The organism is Streptomyces sp. ERV7, assembly GCF_001653515.1.
Lineage (GTDB): Bacteria > Actinomycetota > Actinomycetes > Streptomycetales > Streptomycetaceae > Streptomyces.
This window is the reverse complement of the sequence record NZ_LYOY01000051.1, coordinates 77,632-100,015: the sequence shown is the minus strand read 5'-3', so window position 1 is coordinate 100,015 and position 22,384 is coordinate 77,632. Positions and strand designations below refer to the sequence as shown.

At 71.9% G+C, this 22,384-nt stretch carries 17 protein-coding genes; 3 read left to right on the top strand and 14 right to left on the bottom strand.

Annotated features, from left to right (window positions below):
• Positions 1-94: 94 nt before the first annotated feature.
• From ilvC to A8W25_RS23300, 5 genes are all read right to left on the bottom strand, one after another.
• On the bottom strand, positions 95-1,096 hold the full coding sequence (ilvC, locus tag A8W25_RS23320; RefSeq protein ID WP_067164605.1) for a ketol-acid reductoisomerase: 1,002 nt from the start codon (positions 1,094-1,096) through the stop codon (positions 95-97).
• 100 nt (positions 1,097-1,196) lie between these two features.
• Complete coding sequence (ilvN, locus tag A8W25_RS23315) at positions 1,197-1,724, bottom strand: acetolactate synthase small subunit (protein ID WP_067164603.1); 528 nt, start codon at positions 1,722-1,724, stop codon at positions 1,197-1,199.
• A 23-nt stretch (positions 1,725-1,747) separates the two neighbouring features.
• The gene (locus A8W25_RS23310) at positions 1,748-3,607 is read right to left on the bottom strand and encodes an acetolactate synthase large subunit (RefSeq protein WP_067164601.1); all 1,860 of its coding nucleotides are present in this window, start codon (positions 3,605-3,607) and stop codon (positions 1,748-1,750) included.
• 229 nt (positions 3,608-3,836) lie between these two features.
• Positions 3,837-6,686, bottom strand: a complete 2,850-nt coding sequence (locus tag A8W25_RS23305; protein WP_067164600.1) for a putative bifunctional diguanylate cyclase/phosphodiesterase — start codon at positions 6,684-6,686, stop codon at positions 3,837-3,839.
• Positions 6,687-7,107: 421 nt separating this feature from the next.
• Positions 7,108-8,046: a 2-hydroxyacid dehydrogenase gene (locus tag A8W25_RS23300; RefSeq protein WP_067164598.1), complete on the bottom strand. Its 939-nt coding sequence runs from the start codon at positions 8,044-8,046 to the stop codon at positions 7,108-7,110.
• Between the two features lie 82 nt (positions 8,047-8,128).
• On the opposite strand from A8W25_RS23300, the gene A8W25_RS23295 reads away from it, so the two are divergent.
• Both A8W25_RS23295 and A8W25_RS23290 read left to right on the top strand, forming a co-directional pair.
• On the top strand, positions 8,129-9,127 hold the full coding sequence (locus A8W25_RS23295) for an aldo/keto reductase (protein WP_079126329.1): 999 nt from the start codon (positions 8,129-8,131) through the stop codon (positions 9,125-9,127).
• A 129-nt stretch (positions 9,128-9,256) separates the two neighbouring features.
• On the top strand, positions 9,257-10,414 hold the full coding sequence (locus A8W25_RS23290) for a PQQ-dependent sugar dehydrogenase (RefSeq protein WP_234386559.1): 1,158 nt from the start codon (positions 9,257-9,259) through the stop codon (positions 10,412-10,414).
• Positions 10,415-10,450: 36 nt separating this feature from the next.
• Here A8W25_RS23290 and A8W25_RS23285 read toward each other — a convergent pair whose 3' ends face one another.
• Both A8W25_RS23285 and A8W25_RS23280 read right to left on the bottom strand, forming a co-directional pair.
• Positions 10,451-13,555: a helix-turn-helix transcriptional regulator gene (locus A8W25_RS23285; protein WP_234386558.1), complete on the bottom strand. Its 3,105-nt coding sequence runs from the start codon at positions 13,553-13,555 to the stop codon at positions 10,451-10,453.
• An 18-nt stretch (positions 13,556-13,573) separates the two neighbouring features.
• Positions 13,574-13,753 (bottom strand): hypothetical protein, encoded by a 180-nt coding sequence (locus A8W25_RS23280; protein WP_067164595.1) that lies wholly within the window; start codon positions 13,751-13,753, stop codon positions 13,574-13,576.
• Positions 13,754-14,009: 256 nt separating this feature from the next.
• Here A8W25_RS23280 and A8W25_RS23275 point away from each other — a divergent pair, with 256 nt between their 5' ends.
• Positions 14,010-14,711: an SIMPL domain-containing protein gene (locus tag A8W25_RS23275; RefSeq protein WP_067164593.1), complete on the top strand. Its 702-nt coding sequence runs from the start codon at positions 14,010-14,012 to the stop codon at positions 14,709-14,711.
• Between the two features lie 4 nt (positions 14,712-14,715).
• Here A8W25_RS23275 and A8W25_RS23270 read toward each other — a convergent pair whose 3' ends face one another.
• The 7 genes from A8W25_RS23270 to gatA all read right to left on the bottom strand — a co-directional run bounded on the left by A8W25_RS23270 (position 14,716) and on the right by gatA (position 22,380).
• Complete coding sequence (locus tag A8W25_RS23270) at positions 14,716-15,312, bottom strand: hypothetical protein (RefSeq protein ID WP_067164591.1); 597 nt, start codon at positions 15,310-15,312, stop codon at positions 14,716-14,718.
• Positions 15,313-15,384: 72 nt separating this feature from the next.
• Positions 15,385-15,942, bottom strand: a complete 558-nt coding sequence (locus tag A8W25_RS23265; RefSeq protein ID WP_067164590.1) for a GNAT family N-acetyltransferase — start codon at positions 15,940-15,942, stop codon at positions 15,385-15,387.
• A gap of 34 nt (positions 15,943-15,976) precedes the next feature.
• Positions 15,977-18,190, bottom strand: a complete 2,214-nt coding sequence (locus tag A8W25_RS23260; protein WP_067164588.1) for an MMPL family transporter — start codon at positions 18,188-18,190, stop codon at positions 15,977-15,979.
• Between the two features lie 262 nt (positions 18,191-18,452).
• Positions 18,453-18,965 (bottom strand): hypothetical protein, encoded by a 513-nt coding sequence (locus A8W25_RS23255; protein WP_158942680.1) that lies wholly within the window; start codon positions 18,963-18,965, stop codon positions 18,453-18,455.
• Positions 18,966-19,125: 160 nt separating this feature from the next.
• Positions 19,126-20,634, bottom strand: coding sequence for an Asp-tRNA(Asn)/Glu-tRNA(Gln) amidotransferase subunit GatB (gatB, locus tag A8W25_RS23250; RefSeq protein WP_067164584.1), 1,509 nt, complete (start codon positions 20,632-20,634; stop codon positions 19,126-19,128).
• 16 nt (positions 20,635-20,650) lie between these two features.
• On the bottom strand, positions 20,651-20,890 hold the full coding sequence (locus tag A8W25_RS23245) for a hypothetical protein (protein WP_067164582.1): 240 nt from the start codon (positions 20,888-20,890) through the stop codon (positions 20,651-20,653).
• The gene (gatA, locus tag A8W25_RS23240; protein ID WP_067164580.1) at positions 20,887-22,380 is read right to left on the bottom strand and encodes an Asp-tRNA(Asn)/Glu-tRNA(Gln) amidotransferase subunit GatA; all 1,494 of its coding nucleotides are present in this window, start codon (positions 22,378-22,380) and stop codon (positions 20,887-20,889) included. Before gatA ends, A8W25_RS23245 begins: the two co-directional genes overlap by 4 nt.
• Positions 22,381-22,384: the final 4 nt, after the last annotated feature.

Below are 22,384 nucleotides of genomic sequence, written 5' to 3'. Positions count from 1 at the left end.
GCGGTGTTTTCCGCCGTGGCGGAAAACCACTCGTCCGGGTGTGGACGAGATGGACAAGGGGCCGCGGCGCAGTGCCGCGGCCCCTCGCGAAGGCTTACGCCTCGTCGTCGTTCACCCAGCTCATGAGCTTGCGCAGCTCCTTGCCGGTGGTCTCCAGGAGGTGGTTCTCGTCCTGGGTCTTGTACTCGTTGTACTTCTTCAGACCGCCGTGGTACTCGTCCATCCAGTTCTTGGCGAAGGTGCCGTCCTGGATCTCGGTGAGGACCTTCTTCATCTCGGCCTTGGTGTCGGCGGTGATGATGCGGGGGCCGGTGACGTAGTCGCCCCACTCGGCGGTCTCGGAGACCGACCAGCGCATCTTCTCCAGGCCGCCCTCGTACATCAGGTCGACGATGAGCTTCAGCTCGTGGAGGCACTCGAAGTAGGCGATCTCCGGCTGGTAGCCCGCCTCGACGAGGGTCTCGAAGCCCGCCTTGACCAGCGCGGACGTACCGCCGCAGAGCACGGCCTGCTCACCGAAGAGGTCGGTCTCGGTCTCCTCGGTGAAGGTCGTCTTGATGACGCCGGCCCGGGTGCCGCCGATGCCCTTGGCGTACGAGAGCGCGAGCGCGAAGCCGTTGCCGGTCGCGTCCTGCTCGACGGCCGCGATACACGGGACGCCGCGGCCCTCCTCGTACTGGCGGCGGACCAGGTGGCCCGGGCCCTTGGGGGCGACCATGCAGACGTCGACGCCCTCGGGGGCCTTGATGAAGCCGAAGCGGACGTTGAGGCCGTGGCCGAAGAACAGCGCGTCGCCGTCCTTCAGGTTGTCCTTGATGGACTCCTCGTAGACCTGGGCCTGGATCGGGTCCGGGACCAGGATCATGATGACGTCGGCCTCGGCGGCGGCCTCGGCGGGCGTGACCACGCGCAGGCCCTGCTCCTCGGCCTTGGCCTTGGACTTGGAGCCCTCGTGCAGACCGACGCGGACGTCGACACCCGAGTCACGGAGCGACAGCGCGTGGGCGTGGCCCTGGCTGCCGTAACCGATCACAGCGACCTTGCGGCCCTGGATGATGGACAGGTCGGCGTCGGCGTCGTAGAACAGCTCGGCCACTGGGATATCTCCTTGGTGTGCTGGTGTTGCGTCCCACCGTACGGCGGGGATGCCAGGGGAAGTTTTGAGTCTCGCGATACGAACACCGCGAGGGGCGGGTTCAGGCCGTGCGGTCCAGGGCCCGCAGACTGCGGTCGGTGATGGACCGCGAGCCGCGCCCTATGGCGATCGTCCCGGACTGGACGAGCTCCTTGATGCCGAACTGCTCCAGCATCTTGAGCATCGCCTCCAGCTTGTCGGCGCCGCCGGTGGCCTCGATGGTCACGGCCTCGGGCGAGACGTCGACGGTCTTGGCGCGGAACAACTGGACGATCTCGACGATCTGGGAGCGCGTTTCGTTGTCGGCGCGCACCTTCACCAGAACGAGTTCACGCTGGATCGCAGCGCTGGGCTCGAGTTCGACGATCTTCAGGACGTTGACCAGCTTGTTGAGCTGTTTCGTCACCTGCTCCAGGGGCAGGTCCTCGACATTGACCACAATGGTGATGCGGGAGATGTCGGGGTGTTCGGTGACACCGACGGCGAGCGAGTCGATGTTGAAACCGCGGCGGGAGAACAGCGCGGCGATCCGGGCGAGGATGCCGGGGGTGTTCTCGACCAGGACGGAGAGCGTGTGCTTGGTGGACATGGTGGCGGTCTCTCTCTGCTCTCTCAGTCGTCTTCGTTGTCGCCGAAGTCGGGACGGACGCCGCGGGCGGCCATGACCTCGTCGTTGGAGGTGCCGGCGGCGACCATCGGCCACACCTGGGCGTCCTCATGGACGATGAAGTCGATGACGACCGGGCGGTCGTTGATCGAGTTGGCCTCTTCGATGGCCTTGTCCAGGTCCTCCGGGCGCTCACAGCGGATCGCGTAGCAGCCCATGGCCTCCGACAGCTTCACGAAGTCCGGGACGCGGGTGCCGGCGCTGGGCTCCTTGCCGGTGGCCTCCGGGCCGCTGTGCAGCACGGTGTTGGAGTAGCGCTGGTTGTAGAAGAGGGTCTGCCACTGGCGGACCATCCCGAGGGCGCCGTTGTTGATGATGGCGACCTTGATCGGGATGTTGTTGAGCGCACACGTGGTGAGCTCCTGGTTGGTCATCTGGAAGCAGCCGTCGCCGTCGATCGCCCAGACCGGGCGGTCCGGCATACCGGCCTTGGCGCCCATGGCCGCCGGGACCGCGTACCCCATCGTTCCGGCGCCGCCGGAGTTCAGCCAGGTGGCGGGGCGCTCGTAGTTGATGAAGTGGGCGGCCCACATCTGGTGCTGGCCGACGCCGGCCGCGTAGATGGTGTCGGCGGGGGCGAGCTCACCGATGCGCTGGATGACCTGCTGCGGCGAGAGGCTGCCGTCGCCCGGCTGCTCGTAGCCGAGCGGGTAGGTGTCGCGCCACCGGTTCAGGTCGTTCCACCAGGCGGAGTAGTCGCCGGTGTGACCCTCGGTGTGCTCGGCCTGGACGGCCTGGACCAGATCGGCGATGACCTCGCGGGCGTCGCCCACGATCGGCACGTCGACCTCGCGGTTCTTGCCGATCTCGGCCGGGTCGATGTCCGCGTGGATGATCTTCGCGTACGGGGCGAAGCTGTCCAGCTTGCCGGTGACCCGGTCGTCGAAGCGGGTGCCGAGCGCGATCAGCAGGTCCGACTTCTGCAGCGCGGTGACGGCGGTGACCGCACCGTGCATCCCGGGCATCCCCACGTGCAGCGGGTGGCTGTCGGGGAAGGCGCCGAGCGCCATCAGGGTGGTGGTGACGGGCGCTCCGGTGAGCTCCGCGAGGACCTTCAGCTCGGCGGTGGCGCCGGCCTTCAGGACGCCGCCGCCGACGTACAGGACCGGGCGCTTGGCCGCCACGATCAGCTTGGCGGCCTCGCGGATCTGCTTGGCGTGCGGCTTGGTGACCGGGCGGTAGCCCGGCAGGTCCATGTGCGGCGGCCAGGAGAAGGTGGTGCGTGCCTGGAGGGCGTCCTTGGCGATGTCGACCAGGACCGGGCCCGGGCGGCCGGTGGAGGCGATGTGGAAGGCCTCCGCGATGGTGCGCGGGATGTCCTCGGCCTTGGTGACCAGGAAGTTGTGCTTGGTGATCGGCATGGTGATGCCGACGATGTCCGCCTCCTGGAAGGCGTCGGTGCCGATCGCCTTGGAGGAGACCTGACCGGTGATCGCGACCAGCGGCACGGAGTCCATGTGGGCGTCCGCGATCGGGGTGACCAGGTTGGTGGCGCCGGGCCCCGAGGTCGCCATGCAGACGCCGACCTTGCCGGTGGCCTGCGCGTAACCGGTGGCGGCGTGGCCGGCGCCCTGCTCGTGGCGGACCAGGACGTGGCGGACGCGGGTCGAGTCCATCATCGGGTCGTACGCCGGGAGGATGGCGCCGCCCGGGATGCCGAACACGGTCTCGGCCCCGACTTCCTCAAGAGAACGGATGAGGGACTGCGCGCCCGTGACGTGCTCAACGGTGGCGGACTGGTGTCCGCCGTTACGGGCCCGCGGCTGCGGGTGGTGGGCCCCGGTGGCCTGCTCGGTCATCGGCATTCTCTTCTCGAAGCTGAGGGTTTATGCGGGGGTTTGGTCGAGATCGCTGTCGTGCTTGAGGGGTGCCAGTGCAACAAAAAACCCCTCGTGCCGTGAGGCAAGCGAGGGGAGCGCGTCGGGTGTGGTCCACTGGGCCCGCGTGAGGGGCCCGGCTTCAGCCGACGCGCTTTCCAAGTACGAGAATTCGGGTGCGCATGGCAATGACCCTCCCCCCGGCGCCCCGGACGTGTCAAGTGGGTGGGACGGGTGTCTCACTATTTGAGTGATTGACCCGGACGGAGGGCAGCGCCCGGCCGCTGAGCACGGGCAACGCGGCCCCGCCGGGAACCGGGAAGGTGCCCCGTACCAGGGCCCTGCGCAGCCGGTACTCGTCCAGCGGCCCGGAGAAGGCCATGCCCTGCCCATGGGTGCACCCCATGGCCCGCAGCGCCAGGACCTGCTCCGGCACGTCCACGCCGTCGGCCACGGACTGCATCCCGAGGTCGCAGGCGATCCGCAGCAGCCCGCTGGTGATCTTGTGCAGCCGGGCGGACTCGACCACGCCCTCGACCAGTCCCCTGTCCAGTTTCAGTACGTCGATGGGGAGCCGGCGCAGGGCGTTGATCGCCGCGTACCCGCTGCCGAAGCCGTCCAGGGCGATCCGCACACCGAGCCTGCGCAGGCCCACCAGACGGCGCTCCAGCTCGTCGAAGGAGATCCTGGGGTCACTGTCGGACAGCTCGATCACCAGGGCGCCGGACGGCAGCCCGTGCCTGGTCAGCAGGGCTTCCACGGATCCGAGCGGCATCGACTTGTCCAGCAGCCGGCGGGCGGGGAGGCGGACCGCGACCGGGGTGGCGTGCCCGGCCCTGCCGCGCTCGGCGGCCTGCTCGACGGCCTCTTCCAGGAGCCAGCGGCCCAGCTCCGCCGTGCGCTCGCTGTCGTCGGCGACCCGGAGGAATTCGGCCGGGGTGAAAAGGATCCCCTGGGCGGATCTCCAGCGCGCCTGCGCGGCCACCGCGGCGACCCGTCCGGTGGTCAGATTGACCACCGGCTGGTGCAGCAGCGCGAACTCGCCCTCGTGCAGCGCGGTCCGCAGCCGGGCGGCCAGCTCGGTCTTGCGGACCACCTCGGCCTGCATCTGCGGCGCGTACATCTCGACGCGGTTCTTGCCCCCGGACTTGGCCCGGTACATCGCGAGGTCGGCGTTGCGCATCAGCTCCCGGGCGCTGACGTCGCGCTCGGCGAAGGCGACGCCGATGGAGGCGGCGACCCGTACCTCGTTGCCGTCGATCTGGTACGGCTGCGAGAGCGTCAGGCGCAGCCGGTCGGCGATCTCGCACACCTGGCGCTGGCGGGCCGCCCGGTCGCGGCTGCCGTCGCCGAGGATCAGGGCGGCGAACTCGTCGCCGCCGAGGCGGGCCGCGGTGTCGCCCGCGCGCACCGAGTCCTGGAGGCGGCGGGCCGCCTGGATCAGCAGCTCGTCGCCGGCCTGATGGCCGATGGTGTCGTTGACCTGCTTGAAGCCGTCGAGGTCGATGAAGAGCACCGCGGTGCCCGGGTCGGAGGCGCGGCGGCCGCTCAGCGCCTGGCGGACGCGCTCGGTGAACAGGGCGCGGTTGGGCAGGTCGGTGAGCGGGTCGTGCTCGGCGTTGTGCTGCAACTGGGCCTGCAGGCGTACCCGTTCGGTGACGTCCCGGCTGTTGAGGATGAGGCCGCCCTGATGGCGGTTGATGGTCGACTCCACGTTCAGCCACTCGCCTGTGCCCGACCTGAAGCGGCACTCGATACGGCCGGCCGGCTCGTCCATCGGGGGCGCGGCCAGGAAGCGCCGCACCTCGTGCACGACGCGGCCCAGGTCCTCCGGGTGGATGAGGGAGGCGAGCTCGGAGCCGACCAGGTCCTCCGCGTCCCGTCCGTAGACGCCCGCGGCGGCGGGGCTGACGTAGCGCAGTATCCCGGTGGGCGCGGCGATCATGATGACGTCGCTGGAGCCCTGCACCAGGGAGCGGAAGTGGTTCTCCTTCTGGGCCAGTTCATGGGTCAGCGCGATGTTGTCCACGAGCATGATCCCCTGGCGCAGCACCAGGGCGAGCACCACCGTGCACCCGGTGAAGACGACCACGCGGTCGACCCGGCGGCCCTCGATCACGTTGTAGAGGATCCCCAGGGTGCACACGGCGGCCGCGAGGTACGGCGTGAGCGCGCCCAGTGAGCCCGCGATCGGCCGGCCGGCCGGGAGCGCGCCCGGCCGCCGGACCGGCGGTGGCGGCACGAACGGGCGGCCCGGGGCGAACCTGCGGGCTCCCCACGGCGCGTAGGCGAGCAGCAGCGAGGCGGCGAACCAGCCCGCGTCGAGGAGCTGGCCGGAGCGGTAGTGCTCGCGCAGCAGCGGTGAGGTGTAGAGCGCGTCGCACAGCACGGTCAGGGCGAGCGCGGCGATGGCCGTGTTGATCGCCGACCGGTTGGCGGAGGAGCGCCGGAAGTGCAGCGCGAGCACCATGCTCACGAGAACGATGTCGAGCAGCGGGTAGGCGAGCGTCAGCGCGGTCCTGGCGACGCTCTCGCCGTCGAAGTGCGCGGTGTGCGCGAGGGCCAGGCTCCACGAGAGGGTCAGCAGCGAGCCGCCGATCAGCCAGGAGTCCAGGCCCAGGCAGACCCAGCCGGCCCGGGTGATCGGCCGCTTGGCCAGCACGAGGAGCCCGACGATCGCGGGCGGCGCGAAGAGCAGGAAGAACAGGTCGGCCATGGAGGGCGAGGGGACCTCGTGCTCAAGCACCACTTGGTACCACCCCCAGACTCCGTTGCCGCTCGCCGCCATGGCGGAGGAGAACGAGAAGAGGAGCCATGCGGGCCGAAAGCGGCTCTCCCCCTCCCCGGCGCCTCCGCGCGCGTAGAGGAAGCAGGAGACCGAGGCCGTCATCGCCGCGGCGCTGAGCCCGAAGTCCCCCATCACATCGGCGACTTCCGGGGATCCCCAGCCGAGCGCCGCCCCCGTCGCGTACCCCGCGCAGATCACCGCGAGGACGAGCTGGGAGGCCAGGCCGGTCCCGCCGCCGGGGAAGGGCCGGTGGGGCAGCACCGCACCCGGGGCGCTCACCGGGCCCCTCCGGGTCCGGTCGCGGTACGGGTGCGGTGCACCCGGGGGCCGCTCGTCCGGCCCGGCGGATGGGCCCTCGCGGCCGCCGGGCGGGCGGTCGGGGAGGGTGTGGGCCCGGCCGCGGATCCTGGGCCGGGTGCGGTCCCTCACAAGCCCCGCTCGTGCGCCTCGGGGTAGCCGTCGGCGGCTCCGCCGCGTCGGATCGTTGGTCCATTGGCCGTGCATCGCCCGTCGCCCCCCTCGCTGTGACAATCGCTCCCCCGCGCCGCCAGACACGCGGCGCAGCCCCCGGTCGGGACGATACACCAGTCTCGTCACTCAGGGACATAGTTCCTCTACGCTCCGTGACCACCAAGGGAGTTGGGGACACGGACCGCATTCGGGCCGGTGCGCAGAGTCGCCGATCGAGGGCGGCGGCGCCCTACTCGGTGGTCAGGACCACGTTGTCGAGCGGCTCCCCGGCCGCGTACTTGGTCAGCTGGCGGGCGAGCAGCGCCTTCGCGCGCGGCAGGAACGCCGAAGTGGAGCCCCCGACATGAGGGCTGATCAGAACGTTCGGCGCACGCCACAGCGGGTGTCCGGCGGGCAGCGGCTCCGGATCGGTGACGTCCAGGGCGGCGCGGATGCGGCCGCTCTCCAGCTCCGCGAGGAGCGCCTTGGTGTCCACGACCGGGCCCCGGGCCATGTTCACCAGGAGTGCTCCGTCCTTCATGCGGCCCAGGAAGTCTGCGCCCGCCAGGCCCTTCGTCTGCTCGGTGAGGGGCGTGGAGAGGACCACCACGTCGGCTTCCGGGAGGAGTGCGGGCAGTTCGGTGAGGGGATGCACTGGGCCGCGCGCAGTCGTGCGCCAGGAGCGCGCCACGCGCGCCACCCGGGCGCACTCAAAAGGCGCGAGCCGGTCCTCGATGGCCGCGCCGATCGATCCGTACCCGACGATCAGCACCGACTTGTCGGCGAGGGCCGGATAGAAGCCGGACCGCCACTCCTCCTTCTCCTGCCCCGCGACGAACGAGGGAATCCCCCGCAGCGAGGCCAGGATCAGCGCGAGGGTGAGCTCGGCGGTGGACGCCTCGTGCACACCGCGCGCGTTGCAGAGCCGTACGCCCCGGGGCAGCGCGCCCAGACCCGGCTCTACGTGGTCGATGCCCGCCGACAGGGTCTGCACGACCCGTACACCGGTCATCGCGGCGAGCGGCCGCATCGCGATGGCCGTGCCCTTCATGTACGGGACCACGTAGAAGCCGCAGTCGGCGGGGTCGGCGGGGTAGTCGGGACCGCCGTCCCACAGGCGGTAGGGAAGGCCGTCGGGCAGGCCCGGGACCTCGTCGGCGGGGAAGGGGAGCCACACGTCTGCAGTCATGCCCGGAGGCTATGTCAGGACCGGTGGCGGCCAGAGGTTAGTTTGGGGGGCACACCCAGGGCGGTCGGAGGGGTACGGGGAGTTGGAGCGCAGGACTATCGGTGCGGCGACCCTGGAGGTGGGCGCGATCGGCCTCGGCTGCATGCCGATGAGCTGGGGGTACAGCAGGTCGCAGCAGCGCGGGGACCGCTCGCTGCGCGCCGTGCACGCAGCGCTCGACGCCGGCTCCACCCTGCTCGACACGGCGGACATGTACGGCCCGTTCACCAATGAGCTGCTGGTGGGCCGCGCCCTGAAGGAGCGCCGCGCGGACGCCTTCGTCGCCACCAAGTGCGGGCTCCTGGTGGGCGGCGACGCGCACGTGGTCGCCGATGGGCGGCCCGGCTATGTGAAGCGCGCCTGCGACGCCTCGCTGCGGCGGCTCCAGACGGACGTCATCGACCTCTACCAGCTGCACCGCGCGGACCCCGACGTACCGGTCGAGGAGACCTGGGGCGCGATGGCGGAGCTGGTGACGGCGGGCAAAGTGCGGGCCCTCGGGGTGTGCGCGACGGGCGCGCCGACGGCCCGGCGGCCGGGCGCCCCTCATGAAGTGACGATACGTCAACTGGAGCGGGTACAGCAGGTCTTCCCCGTCAGCGCCGTCCAGGCGGAGCTGTCGGTGTGGGCCCCCGAGGCGCTGGACGCGCTGCTGCCGTGGTGCGCGGCGCGGGGCGTGGGCTTCCTGGCCGCGATGCCGCTCGGCAGCGGCTTCCTCACCGGCACGCTCACCCCGGGCCAGGGCTTCGAGCCGGACGACGTACGGGCCCGGCACCCCCGCTTCACCGCCGAGATGATGGCGGCCAACCAGCCCGTGGTGGCGGGGCTGCGCCGGGTCGCGGCGCGCCACGGGGACGGGGTGACCCCGGCCCAGGTCGCCCTGGCCTGGCTGCTCGGCCGGGGGCCGCACGTGGTGCCGGTGCCGGGCACCAAGCGCGAGGAGTGGGCCCGCGAGAACGCCGCGGCGGCGGGCCTCGCCCTGACGGCCCGGGACGAGGCGGAGATCGAACGGCTGCCGGGGGCGCGGGGGTCCTGGGACTGAGGGATCCTGAGACTGAGGGATCCCGGGAATCGGGGAGGCTGCGGAGTCGGAGAGGGAGTATCGGGAACCTGAGGGGCTCGGGCGGTGTAAGTACCGTAGAGACCGCAGCCGCTCGAAAGGAAGCGAACCGTGCAACGTCCTGCTCTGACGGCCCTGTTGGCCGCTGCCGCGCTGGTGCTCGCGGCCGGGTGCTCGTCCGGGACCGCGCCGCGGCCCGAGGGCGGCGCCCGCTCGACACCCGCGCCCAGCTCGCCGAAGGCCTCCGCCACGGCGTCCGCCGCCGAGCTCCCCCCGCCGAAGGGCTCGGTGAAGGTCATCAGAACCGTGGCCCAGGGACTGAAGTCGCCCTGGGGCGTGGCCCCCCTGCCCGGCGGGGGCCTGCTCGTCGCCTCGCGCGACGAGGGCACGGTCAGCCGGGTCGACGCGGCCGGCAAACAGACCGTGATCGGCAGCGTGCCGGGCGTCAAACCGGGCGGCGAGGGCGGCCTGCTCGGCCTCGCCCTCTCCCCCGCCTTCGCCTCGGACCACCAGGTGTTCGCGTACTTCACCACCGAGTCCGACAACCGCATCGCCCGGATGATCTACGACGAGAAGCGTCCGGCGGGCGAGCAGCTGGGCGCGCCCGACACCATCCTGCGGGGCATCCCCAAGGGCACCATCCACAACGGCGGCCGGATCGCCTTCGGCCCGGACAAGATGCTGTACGCGGGCACGGGCGAGACCGGCGACCGGGGCCTGGCCCAGGACAAGAAGTCGCTGGGCGGCAAGATCCTGCGGATGACCCCGGACGGACAGCCGGTGCACGGCAACCCCGAGGCGGACTCGGTGGTGTACTCGTACGGCCACCGCAATGTGCAGGGCCTGGCCTGGGACGACGCGAAGCGGCTGTGGGCCTCGGAGTTCGGCCAGGACACCTGGGACGAGCTCAATGTGATCGGGCCGGGCGAGAACGACGGCTGGCCGGTGGTCGAGGGCAAGGGGAGCAAGCCGGGGTTCGTGGACCCGGTGGAGCAGTGGAAGACCTCGGACGCCTCACCGAGCGGTGTGGCGTATGCGGCGGGCAGCATCTGGATGGCGTCCCTGCGCGGCGAGCGGCTGTGGCGCATCCCGCTCGACGGCACCAAGGCGCTGGCGCCGCCCGAGGCGTTCCTGACGTCCGCCTACGGACGGCTGCGCACGGTGATCGCGACGGGGCCGCACACCCTGCTCCTGGTCACCAGCGAGACCGACGGCCGGGGCACCCCGAAGCCGGGCGACGACAGGATCCTGGAGCTGGAGGTGACATGACACGCGACGCCCCCGTCCGGGCCACCGCGCCCCCGCTCAGGCGGCGGTCCCGGCGAAGAGGTTGAGCCGGTGGGCCAGTGCGGCGGCCTCGCCCCGGCCCGAGACGCCCAGCTTGGCCAGGATGTTGGAGACGTGCACGCTGGCCGTCTTCGGGGAGATGTAGAGCTCCTCGGCGATCTGGCGGTTGCTGAGCCCCGCGGCGACCAGGCGCAGGACGTCCTGCTCCCGGCTGGTCAGCCCGAGCGCCCCGGCCGGGTCGGCCGCCTCGTCCGGGACGGCGGGCTCCGGCTCGGTGAGCGGCAGCCGGGCCCGGCGGGCCAGCAGCTCCAGCTCCTCCACCAGCGGCCGGGCCCCGAGCCGTACGGCGGCGGAGTGCGACTGCCGCAGCAGCGTGGCGACGGTGTCGCGCCGGTTGCCCTCGGCGAGCAGCGCGGCGGCCCACCGCAGGCAGACCCGGGCGAGTTCGTACGGACGCTCCAGCGGCTGGAGCGCGGCGGCGGCCGCCTCCCAGCGGGCCGCGTCGTCCCGGCCTCCGGCGCGGGCCAGATCCGCCTCGACGCACAGGGCGTACGCCTTGGCCAGCGCGCTCGGGGTGGGCATGGTCCGGGCCGCCGAGTGGATCAGGGCCAGGGCCTCGTCCCGGCCGGGCCCGGCGGTGGGCAGCCCGCGCAGATCGGCCTCCACGGCGGCGGCGGTGAACAGCAGCGGCCAGCCGTAGCGCTGGGTACCGGGCGGGAAGCCGGCCTCGACGGCGCGGGCGAGCCCGGCGCGTGCCTCGGCGAACCGGCCCTGCCCGGCCGCGACGGCCAGTTCGACCTGGGCCATGGGCAGCGCGTTCTGGGGCAGCGGATCACGGGCGCCGAAGTAGCGGACGGCGTCGGCGAGGCGCTCGACGGCGAGCTCCAACTCGCCCCGTATCACGGCCAGTTGGGAGAGCCTGAGCGCGGAGTAGCCCCGGGGCTTGCCGCTCACACCGGAGCGCTGGACCCACGCGACGCGCTCGGTGGCCTCGTCCCAGCGGCCGAGGCTGAGCAGGGCGGCGGACTCGTTGGCCGCGGCCCAGGACTCGCTGTCGATGAGGCCGTACTTGCGCGAGAGCCGTACGCCCTCGGCCGCGGTCCGCGCGGACTCCTGCGAGCGGCCGACCGATTCGAGACTGGAGGAGAGGTTCACATAGCCGCGGGCCGCCTCGCCGACGAGGCCGAGGTCGAGGGAGCGCTCGATGACGCCGCGCATCATGGCCAGGCCGCCCTCGGCGTCGCCCGCGTCGACCATCAGGCCGCCGAGGGTGAGCCGGGCGTTGAGCTCGGTCTCCTCGGCGTCGACCAGCTGGGCGTACTCCACGGCGCGTTCGGCGGCGGCGAGCGACTCGGGGCCGGGGCGGTGCAGCATGCCCCAGCCCGCGGCGGTGGCCAGGATCGCCGCGTGCACGGCGGACGGCGGCAGTCCGCGCACCAGCTCCTGGGCGGTGGCGATCTCGTCCCAGCCGTCGCCGCGCCCCAGGTTCTGCACCAGCTTGGAGAGCTCGGTCCAGAACCAGGCGGCCCGCAGCGGATCGCCGTGCGGAGTGCCGGGCGGGGCGTCCGCCTCCTCGGCCTCGATGATCCGCAGCGCGCGCCTGGCTATCTTCACGGCGCGCTCGCGCTCCCCGCAGAAGCGGGCCGCGACGGCCGCCTCGGCGAGCAGGTCGAGGTAGCCGAGCGGGGTGGTGTGGGGGTCGCACGCGTAGCACGAGGGGTAGGCGCCCGCGTAGTCCAACGGGCGCAGCTCGGCGCGGACTTCGGCGGGCACCGAGTCCCACAGCTCCATACCGCGTTCGAGCAGGCTCAGCTGCTCGGAGTAGGCGTGCCGCTTCCGGGCCTCGACGGCGGCGCGCAGCACCACGGGCAGCGCCTTGGCGGCGTCGTGCGCGGAGTACCAGTAGCTGGCCAGGCGGGTGGCGTGCTCGTCGGCGCGGACCAGCGAGGGGTCGGCCTCCAGGACCTCGGCGTACCGGCGGTTGAGGCGGGAGCGCTCGCCGGGCAGCAGGTCGTCGCTGACGGCCTCGCGGACCAGCGAGTGCCGGAACCGGTAGCCGTCGCCGTCCTCGGTCGGCAGCACGATGTTGGCGCCGACGGCCGCCCGCAGCGCCGCGTCCAGGTCGTCGTCGGAGAGCCGGCAGACCGCGGCGAGCAGCGGGTGCTCCACGGTGGAGCCGCCCTCGGCGAGGATGCGGACGACGAGCTGGGCGTTCTCGGAGAGCGTCTCGACCCGTACGAGCAGCAGGTCGCGCAGGGACTCGCTGAGGCCGCCGGGGACGCAGCCCGACTCGTGGCAGACGCTCAGCTCCTCCACGAAGAAGGCGTTGCCGTCGGAGCGCGCGAAGATGTCGTCCACCAGGGCCTGTTCGGGTTCGGCGGCGAGGATCCCGGTGAGCTGGCGGCTGACTTCGCCGCGGCTGAAGCGGGAGAGCTCGATGCGCCGGACCGTGCGCAGCCGGTCGAGTTCGGCGAGCAGCGGGCGCAGCGGGTGGCGGCGGTGGATGTCGTCGGCGCGGTAGGTGGCGACGACGACGAGCCGGCCGCGCCGCAGGGTGCGCAGCAGATAGGCGAGCAGATGGCGGGTGGAGGCGTCCGCCCAGTGCAGGTCTTCGAGGACCAGCACGACCGTGCGGTCGGCGGCGGTCCGCTCCAGGAGCCGTACGGTGAGTTCGAAGAGGCGGGCGGTGCCGTCCTCGCCGCTCTCCCGGCTGGCCTCGCCGAGCTCCGGCAGCAGCCGGGCCAGCTCCTCCTCCTGGCCGTCGGCGGCCGCGGCGAGCTCGTCGGGCAGTCGGCGGCGCAGGGTGCGCAGGGCGGTGGAGAAGGGGGCGAACGGCAGGCCGTCGGCGCCGATCTCGACACAGCCGCCGACCGCGACCACGGCTCCGGCGTCGCAGGCGGCGTTGGTGAACTCCTCGATGAGCCGGGTCTTGCCCACTCCGGCCTCACCGCCCACCAGCAACGCCTGCGGCTCGCCCGCGGTGGCGCGGGCGAGCGCTTCGTTCAGGGCGGTCAGTTCACCGGCGCGGCCGACGAACACGGGGCTGAAGGACCTGGTCTCCACGTCGCCGAGCATCGCACAGCCGTCCGGTCCCGCGGCACCCATGGGGACGATCAAGGTCATCGCGGTTCTCGCGGGCGCTCAGGCGGCGTGCGCGAAGCGGTCGCGCAGATCGCGCAGGTGGCTCACCCGCCCCTCGCCTTCGTGGTCCGCGTGGCGCCGGGTCCTGCGGGCCACGCGGGCCTGGTGGACCAGCCGCTGGGCGGCGGCCTGGCGGAGCAGCTCGGCCTGGTTCACCTTGTGCATCTGGTACGTGAACATCTTGGGCTCCCTGGTGCCCCTCGCGGGGCTCGAGTCGGTGGTTCATCGCTTTCCGCGATGCCCTGACTCTCGTATCCCAGGGGGTTCCGCCACATCGGGAGAGTGCCGCATCCTCGCGGCGGCGAGGCCTTAGACGCAGGGCATCCGGCCGGCCGGGGTACCTAGGCATAAGGCATCGGACTCAGACGTGCGGTGGATGCCCCATGGGGCGGGCCGGTGGAAGAGTGGGGCGCACCCAGCGACCCCAGGAGCCGAGATGACCCAGCCGTCCCCGCACCTGCCCTACGGCACCCCCGACGCCCCCCGGATCGCGGTCCGGGGCGAGGCGGTGCTCGACGTCGACCCGGAGATCGCCCGGCTCGGGGTGACGGTCACCGCGCGCGGCACCGACCGCCGTACCGCCCTCGACGACCTCACCCGCCGCAACGCGGCCGCCCTCGACCTCGTCAAGTCGTACGGGGAGGCGGTGGAGCAGGTGGAGACCGGCTCCTTCTCGGTCAGCCCCGAACTGGGCAGGCACGGCCGGGGCGAGCGGGTGCGGGCGTACCACGGGCAGGTGCGGATCACGGTGGAGCTCGGTGACTTCACGGCGCTCGGCGAACTGGCCTCGCGCCTGGCCTCACTGGAACTGACGCGCGTGGACGGCCCCTGGTGGGGTCTGCGCCCGGCCTCGCCCGCGTACGGGAAGGCGCGCCGCCGGGCCGTCGAGCAGGCGGTGGAGCGCGCCCGTGAATACGCGACGGCGCTCGGCAGCGAGCTGGTGGCCCTGCTCGAACTGGCCGACGAGGGCGCCGAGGACGCGCGGCCGTACCCGGTGGCGGCGCCCGCGATGATGCGGGCGGCGGCGGGGTACGGCGGCGCGCCGGAGAGCGTCCCGGAGCTCGATCTTGAGCCTCAGCGCCAGACCGTGAGCGCCGCCGTCCTGGCCCGCTTCACGATGGCGCCCCCGGCGCTCTGAGTGGTCAGGAGCCGGTCGAGGGCAGGGTCGCGAACAGGTCGAAGTACATCCCGACGGAGAGCAGCAGACCGATCGCGCCGAGTACGACGCCGCCGAGCGCGACCGCCCGCACCCAGCCGGGCTGAGGCTGGGCGTCGGGGGCGCCGAACGCCGGGCGGGCCAGCACGAACGCGCCGACCAGCAGGGCGAGCAGCGCGAAGGTGCCGTTGACGGCGGCGGTGGTGTGCCAGGAGTCGCCGTAGATCTCGTGGATCTGCGCGGAGGCCGAGCCGCCCTGGGCGGTCTTGATCTGGCCGAGCAGGGTCTCGCGCTCGGAGAGGACCTTCCCGGTCCAGGTGCCGGTGAGCGAGGCGAGGCCGAGCGCCCCGGAGACGACGGCGGCGGCGCCGGCGCCGATCCCGGTACGGACGGGAGCGGCGGGCGGCACGTCGTCGTCGAGCTCGTCCTCGTCGGCGCCCTCGGCCTCGGCCTCGGCGATATCGTCCGGGGCCTCGGCGGCGGGGTCGGCGGCCGTGCCGGCGGCGGCCACGGGCTCCTCGGCAGCCGTCGCCCGCGCGTCGGCTTCGTTGTCGGTCTTGGTCGTGGAGGGGGTGGCAGTCATGCCGGGGACGGTAGGCGGCCTTTCTGAGAGGCGCCTTAACGGGCGTCCCGGGCACGATCCGCCGGGCAGTCCCTAGGCTGCCGCGCGGGCCCGCCACTCCGGGGCCAGCACCGCCCAGACCTCGGTGTCCTGGCGGACGCCCCGGTACGGGTAGTTCTCGCGCAGCACCCCGTCCCGCGTCATCCCGAGCCGCTTGGCCACGTTGATGCTGGCGGTGTTGCCGGAGGCGGCGAGCCACTCCACACGGTGGATCCCGCGCTCCTCGACGGCCCAGTCGATCAGCACCCGCACCGCGCGGGTGACGAGCCCGCGCCCGACCGCCGACTCCTCCAGCCAGCACCCGGCCTCGGCGGTGCCGAGCCGGGCGTCGAACGTACGGAAGAGGACGCCGCCGACGAGCGTGCCCTCGGACCAGATGCCGTAGACGCGCCCGGTGTCCGAGGCCGCCTTCTCCGCGTACGCCTGGAGGAAGGCCCGTGCCGACTCCAGGTCCTTGCTCACCTCGGCGAGCATGATGAACTGCCCGATGAAGTCACGCCCCCGGTCGATGTGCGCGAGGTACTCCTCGGCGTGGTGCGGCTCCAGCGGCCGCAGCTCCGCGCCGTCGTCCCCCAGCGATATCGCGAACATCCCGCTCCTTCACGTCCCTACGTAACGACCATGCCTACGGCTGGCCCACGAGCTCGTCGACCGGCTCACTGGCCCGCTGCGCCAAAATCGTCGCACGGCGGCACTCGGGCGGTTCGATGCTGATCCGCGGAAGCCGTCGGTCCAGCCAGCCGGGCAGCCACCAGTTGGCGCCGCCGAGCAGGTGCATCAGGGCCGGTACGAGCAGGGTGCGCAGCACGAACGCGTCGAGCGCGACGGCTGCCGCCAGCGCGATGCCGAACATCGCGATCACCCGCTCGCCGCTGAGCACGAAGGCCAGGAACACCGAAATCATGATGACGGCAGCCGAGTTGATCACCCGGCTGGTCTCGGCGAGGCCGACCCGGACCGCGCGCCGGTTGTCGCCGGTCTCCAGCCACTCCTCGTACATCCGGCTGACCAGGAACACCTGGTAGTCCATGGAGAGCCCGAAGAGCACCGAGACCATGATCACAGGGAGGAAGGGCTCGATCGGCCCCGACCGGCCGAGGCCCAGGAGCTCGCTCCCCCACCCCCACTGGAAGACGGCGACGACGATCCCGAACGCGGAGGCCACCGCCGCCACGTTCATCGCGGCCGCCTTGAGCGGGATGCCGATCGAGCGGAAGGCGAGGAGCAGCAGGACACAGCCGAGGGTGATGACCACACCGACGAAGAGCGGCAGCTTCCCGATGATCACACCCGCGAAGTCGTCGTAGCTCGCGGTCACCCCGCCCACGTGGACGTCGAGCGAGGTGCCCTTCTCGACGGCCGGCAGCACCTTGTCGCGCAGCCGGTCGACGAGGGCGCTGGTGTCCTGGGACTGCGGCGCCGACCGGGGCACCACCGTGAGGACGGCCGTGTCGCCGCTGGCGTTGTACGTCACCGGGCTCACCGAGGCCACGCCCTCGCTGGAGCGCAGCACACCGGGCAGCCGCTCCATGGCGAGCCGGTCGTCGGCGCCGTCGAGCTTCGCGGCGAGGGTGAGCGGCCCGTTGACGCCGGGCCCGAACCCGTCGGCGAGCAGGTCGTAGGCGGTGCGAGTGGTGGACTTCGCCGGGTTGTTGCCCTGGTCGGAGGTGCCCAGATGGAGCGAGAGCGTGGGCAGGGCGAGCACCAGCATCACCACGGCGGCGAGGCCGCCGAGGAGCCTCGGGTGCCGCTCGACGAACACCGACCAGCGGGCCGCGAAGCCGGTGGGCAGCTCCGGCTGGGGCCCGCGCTCGGCGAGCCGGCGCCGCTCGCGGCGGCTGAGCGCCCGCGTCCCGATGAGGGAGAGCAGTGCGGGCAGCAGCGTCACCGACGCGGCGACGGTGAGCACTACGGTCAGCGAGGCGGCGACGGCGACCCCGTTGAGGAAGCCGAGGCGCAGGATGAGCATGCCGAGCAGCGCGATGCAGACGGTCGCACCCGCGAAGACCACCGCCCGCCCGGTCGTCGCCACGGCCCGGGTCGCGGCCTCGTCGACGGAGAGCCCCTGGCGCAGGCCGCGGCGGTGCCGGGTGACGATGAACAGGGCGTAGTCGATGCCGACGCCGAGGCCGATGAGCAGGCCGAGCATGGGCGCGAAGTCCGCGACGGTCATCGCGTGGCCGAGCAGTCCTATGCCCGCGTAGGCGGTGCCGACGGAGATCACCGCGGTGACTATGGGCAGGATGCTGGCGGCGAGCGAGCCGAAGGCGAGGAAGAGGACGACGGCCGCGACGACCACGCCGACGATCTCGCTGAGGTGCGCGGAGCTGGTCTCGGTGAGCGCGGCGGCGCTGCCGCCGACCGCGACCTGCAGGCCGTCGGCGGAGGCGGCCCTCGCGGTGTCGACGACGGCCCGCGCCTGGTCCTCGGGGATGGCGTCGGCGGTCTCGTCGAAGGTGACGGAGGCGTAGGCGGTGTGCCCGTCCGCGCTGATCTGCGTACCGCCGTCGCGGCCGTACGGGCCGGTCACCCAGGCCACGCCGGGAAGCTCGGCAACCTCGCCGAGGGCCTTGGAGATGCGCTGCTGTACGTCGGGGGCGCGCACGGATCCGGTGTCGGTGCGCCAGACGACCGTGCCGGTGTCACCGCCGCGGCCGCCGTGGAACCCTGCGTCCAGCAGGGCGGTAGCGCGGCCGGACTCGGTGCCGGGGACCTCGTAGTCGTTGGAGTACGCGGAGCCCGCGACGGCGGTGGCGGCCGTGGCGCCGCCGAACGCGAGGAGCCAGAGCAGGACGGCGACTAGGCGGTGCCTGATGCACCACCGTGCGATGGCTGCCAACGAATGTGCTCCCTGGATGGTTCGTGGATCTTTGCCCGGGAAGCCGGTGCTCCGTGAGCACCCACGACGTGAACAACCACGACTCGAAAAGCCACGACGTGAACAGCCACGACTTGAACAGCCCGCAAAGAACGCATGACCTCTACGCGCTGCCACTCTGACAGCGAATAGTGATCGTTTGCCCGTTTCGTGGGGTTACTCACAGGGGGCTGAGGGGTTGCTCACAGGACAGCGCGCACACGAGCCCCGGCGACCCCTCGCGTCACTTGCGGCGGGTGCAGGTGACGAGCAGGTCCTCGGAGCCGTCGCCCCGGAAGGCGAGGGTCAGCACGCCCTTGCTGTACCCGGCCTCGACGGCGGTGCCGATGCTCGACCAGCCGCCGGAGAGCGTGAAGAGCTCCGAGAACGACCGGGAGACCTTCTCCGGCATGCTCGTCAGCGTGAAGGCTTCCTGCGCCTCGGACTCCGCGTCGCCGGTGGGGGCGTCGGTGCTCACCGAGAGAACAGCGCCGTCCAGCATCCACTGACCGGACATTCCACCCCATTGGGTGACAGACCAGCGCCCATCGGGATTGACCGTGAGGACGCCCTGGTGGCTCTGGTTCGAGCGGTAGGCCCACTCGCCCTTCACGAACGCCTTCAACGCCTGTTTGCGGGGCCCTTCCGCCGCCCCCGCGCCGGTGCACGCCGACACGGCACTGGCCGCCGCCCCCAGCGCCAGATACCGCAGCGCCGTACGCCGCCCGAGCACTCTCACCGCTTCTCGCCCGTCCACGCTCGGCACCCTATAGACCTTCCGGGACGAGGTCACCCGGCAGGAGGGTTTGATTCCGCGCCGCCCATGGCATATGACTCGGCCCCCGCATCCATGGGATACGGGGGCCGAGCCGTTCACGTACTACGTACGCAGGAGAACGCGCTCCGGGGTCGGGGGCTCAGCCCTCGACGCCCAGCTTCTCCAGGATGAGCTCCTTGACGCGGGCCGCGTCCGCCTGGCCGCGCGTGGTCTTCATGACCGCGCCGACCAGTGCGCCGACGGCCTGCACCTTGCCGCCGCGGATCTTGTCCGCGATGGCCGCGTTGCCCGCGATGGCCTCGTCCACGGCCGCGCCGAGCGCGCCCTCGTCCGAGACGACCTTGAGGCCGCGCTTCTCGACGACCGCGTCCGGGTCGCCCTCGCCCGCGAGGACGCCCTCGATGACCTGGCGCGCCAGCTTGTCGTTGAGGTCACCGGCGGCCACGAGCGCCGCGACCCGGGCGACCTGCGCCGGGGTGACGGGCAGCTCGTCCAGGGCGACGCCCTGCTCGTTGGCGTTACGGGCCAGCTCGCCCATCCACCACTTACGGGCGGCCGCGGCGTCCGCGCCCGCCTCGATCGTGGCGACGATCGGGTCGACCGCGCCCGCGTTGAGGATCGACTGCATGTCGTGCTCGGAGACGCCCCACTCCTCGCGGAGCCGGTTGCGGCGCACCCGAGGCAGCTCGGGCAGCCCCTTGCGCAGCTCCTCGACCCACTCGCGGGCCGGGGCGACCGGGACGAGGTCGGGCTCCGGGAAGTACCGGTAGTCCTCGGCGTTGTCCTTGATGCGGCCGGACGTCGTGGAGCCGTCTTCCTCGTGGAAGTGACGGGTCTCCTGGATGATCGTGCCGCCGCCGTTGAGGACGGCCGCGTGGCGCTGGATCTCGAAGCGGGCCGCGCGCTCGACCGAACGCAGCGAGTTGACGTTCTTCGTCTCGCTGCGGGTGCCGAACTTCTCGGTCCCGTTGGGCCGCAGCGACAAGTTCACGTCGCAGCGCATCTGGCCCTTGTCCATCCGGGCCTCGGAGACGCCGAGCGCCTTGATGAGCTCGCGCAGCTCGGCGACGTACGCCTTGGCGACCTCGGGGGCCCGCTCGCCCGCGCCCTCGATCGGCTTGGTGACGATCTCGATGAGCGGGATGCCGGCCCGGTTGTAGTCGAGCAGCGAGTGCGAGGCGCCGTGGATACGGCCCGTCGCACCGCCGACGTGCGTCGACTTGCCGGTGTCCTCCTCCATGTGGGCGCGCTCGATCTCCACGCGGAAGATCTCGCCGTCCTCCAGCTGGACGTCCAGATAGCCGTTGAAGGCGATCGGCTCGTCGTACTGCGAGGTCTGGAAGTTCTTCGGCATGTCCGGATAGAAGTAGTTCTTCCGGGCGAAGCGGCACCACTCGGCGATCTCGCAGTGGAGCGCGAGGCCGATCTTGACGGCCGACTCGACGCCGATCGCGTTGACGACCGGGAGCGAGCCGGGCAGGCCGAGGCAGGTGGGGCAGGTCTGCGAGTTGGGCTCGGCGCCCAGCTCGGTAGAACAGCCGCAGAACATCTTGGTCTTCGTGCCGAGCTCGACATGGACCTCAAGGCCCATGACGGGGTCGTACGACGCGAGGGCGTCCTCGTACGAGACCAGATCAGTGACGGTCACGGTGAAACAATCCCTCTCAGCCCAGCAGGACGTCGTCGTCACCCATGCGCTTGAGCTCGCGCAGCAGGATGGCGACGCCGGTGGCGATGGCGGCGGCGGAGACGACGGCGTCGAGCAGCTGCAGCTTGTCCTGCTCGGTGCGGGCCTTCTTGGCCTGCTTGAGCACGCTGAACGCGCCGAAGGCGGTGGTGCCGATGGACAGGTACGTACCGGCCTTGGACTTCTTGAAGCCCTTGGCCTTGGTCAGTGCACTCACAGCGACGGTGCCTCCTCGAGCAGCGGGTGGCCCCACTTTTCCACGAAGGCGGCCTCGACGGCGGCGCCCACCTTGTACAGGCGGTCGTCCTTCAGGGCGGGGGCGATGATCTGCAGCCCGACCGGCAGGCCGTCCTCCGGCGCGAGGCCGCAGGGCAGCGACATGGCGGCGTTGCCCGCCATGTTGGTCGGGATGGTGCACAGGTCGGCGAGGTACATCGCCATCGGGTCGTCGGCGCGCTCGCCGATCGGGAAGGCGGTGGTGGGCGTGGTCGGCGAGACGATCACGTCGACCTGCTCGAAGGCCTTCTCGAAGTCGCGCGTGATGAGCGTGCGGACCTTCTGGGCGCTGCCGTAGTACGCGTCGTAGTAGCCGGAGCTCAGTGCGTACGTACCGAGGATCACCCGGCGCTTGACCTCGTCGCCGAAGCCGGCCTCGCGGGTGAGCGCGGTGACGTCCTCGGCGGACTTCGTGCCGTCGTCGCCGACCCGCAGGCCGTAGCGCATGGCGTCGAAGCGGGCCAGGTTGGACGAGCACTCGGACGGGGCGATCAGGTAGTACGCGGAGAGCGCCAGGTCGAAGGACGGGCAGTCCAGCTCGACGATCTCGGCGCCGAGCGACTTGAGCAGCTCGACCGACTCGTTGAAGCGCTGGACGACACCGGCCTGGTAGCCCTCGCCGGAGAACTGCTTGACGACGCCGACGCGCATCCCGGCGACCGAGCCGTTGCGGGCGGCCTCGACGACCGGCGGGACCGGCGCGTCGATGGAGGTCGAGTCGAGCGGGTCGTGCCCGGCGATGACCTCGTGCAGCAGCGCCGCGTCCAGGACCGTACGGGCGCAGGGCCCGCCCTGGTCGAGGGAGGACGAGAAGGCGACCATGCCGTAGCGGGAGACCGCGCCGTAGGTCGGCTTGACGCCGACGGTGCCGGTGACGGCGGCGGGCTGGCGGATCGATCCGCCGGTGTCCGTGCCGATGGCCAGCGGGGCCTCGTAGGAGGCGAGCGCCGCCGAGGAGCCGCCGCCGGAGCCGCCGGGGATCCGGGTGAGGTCCCACGGGTTGCCGGTCGGGCCGTACGCGCTGTTCTCCGTCGACGACCCCATGGCGAACTCGTCCATGTTGGTCTTGCCGAGGATGACGACGTCGGCGGCCTTGAGCCGCTTGGTGAGCGTCGCGTCGTACGGCGGGATCCAGCCTTCGAGGATCTTCGAGCCGACCGTGGTCGGGATGCCCTCGGTGGTGAAGATGTCCTTCAGGGCGAGGGGCACACCGGCCAGCGGGCCGAGCTTCTCGCCGGCCGCGCGCTTGGCGTCGACGGCGCGGGCCTGGGCCAGCGCGCCCTCGCGGTCGACGTGCAGGAAGGCGTGGACCTTCTCGTCGACGGCCTCGATACGAGCCAGGTGGGCCTCGGTGACCTCGACGGCCGTGAGCTCGCCGGACGCGATCTTCGAGGCGATCTCGGCGGCGGTGAGCCTGATGATGTCCGTCATGTGA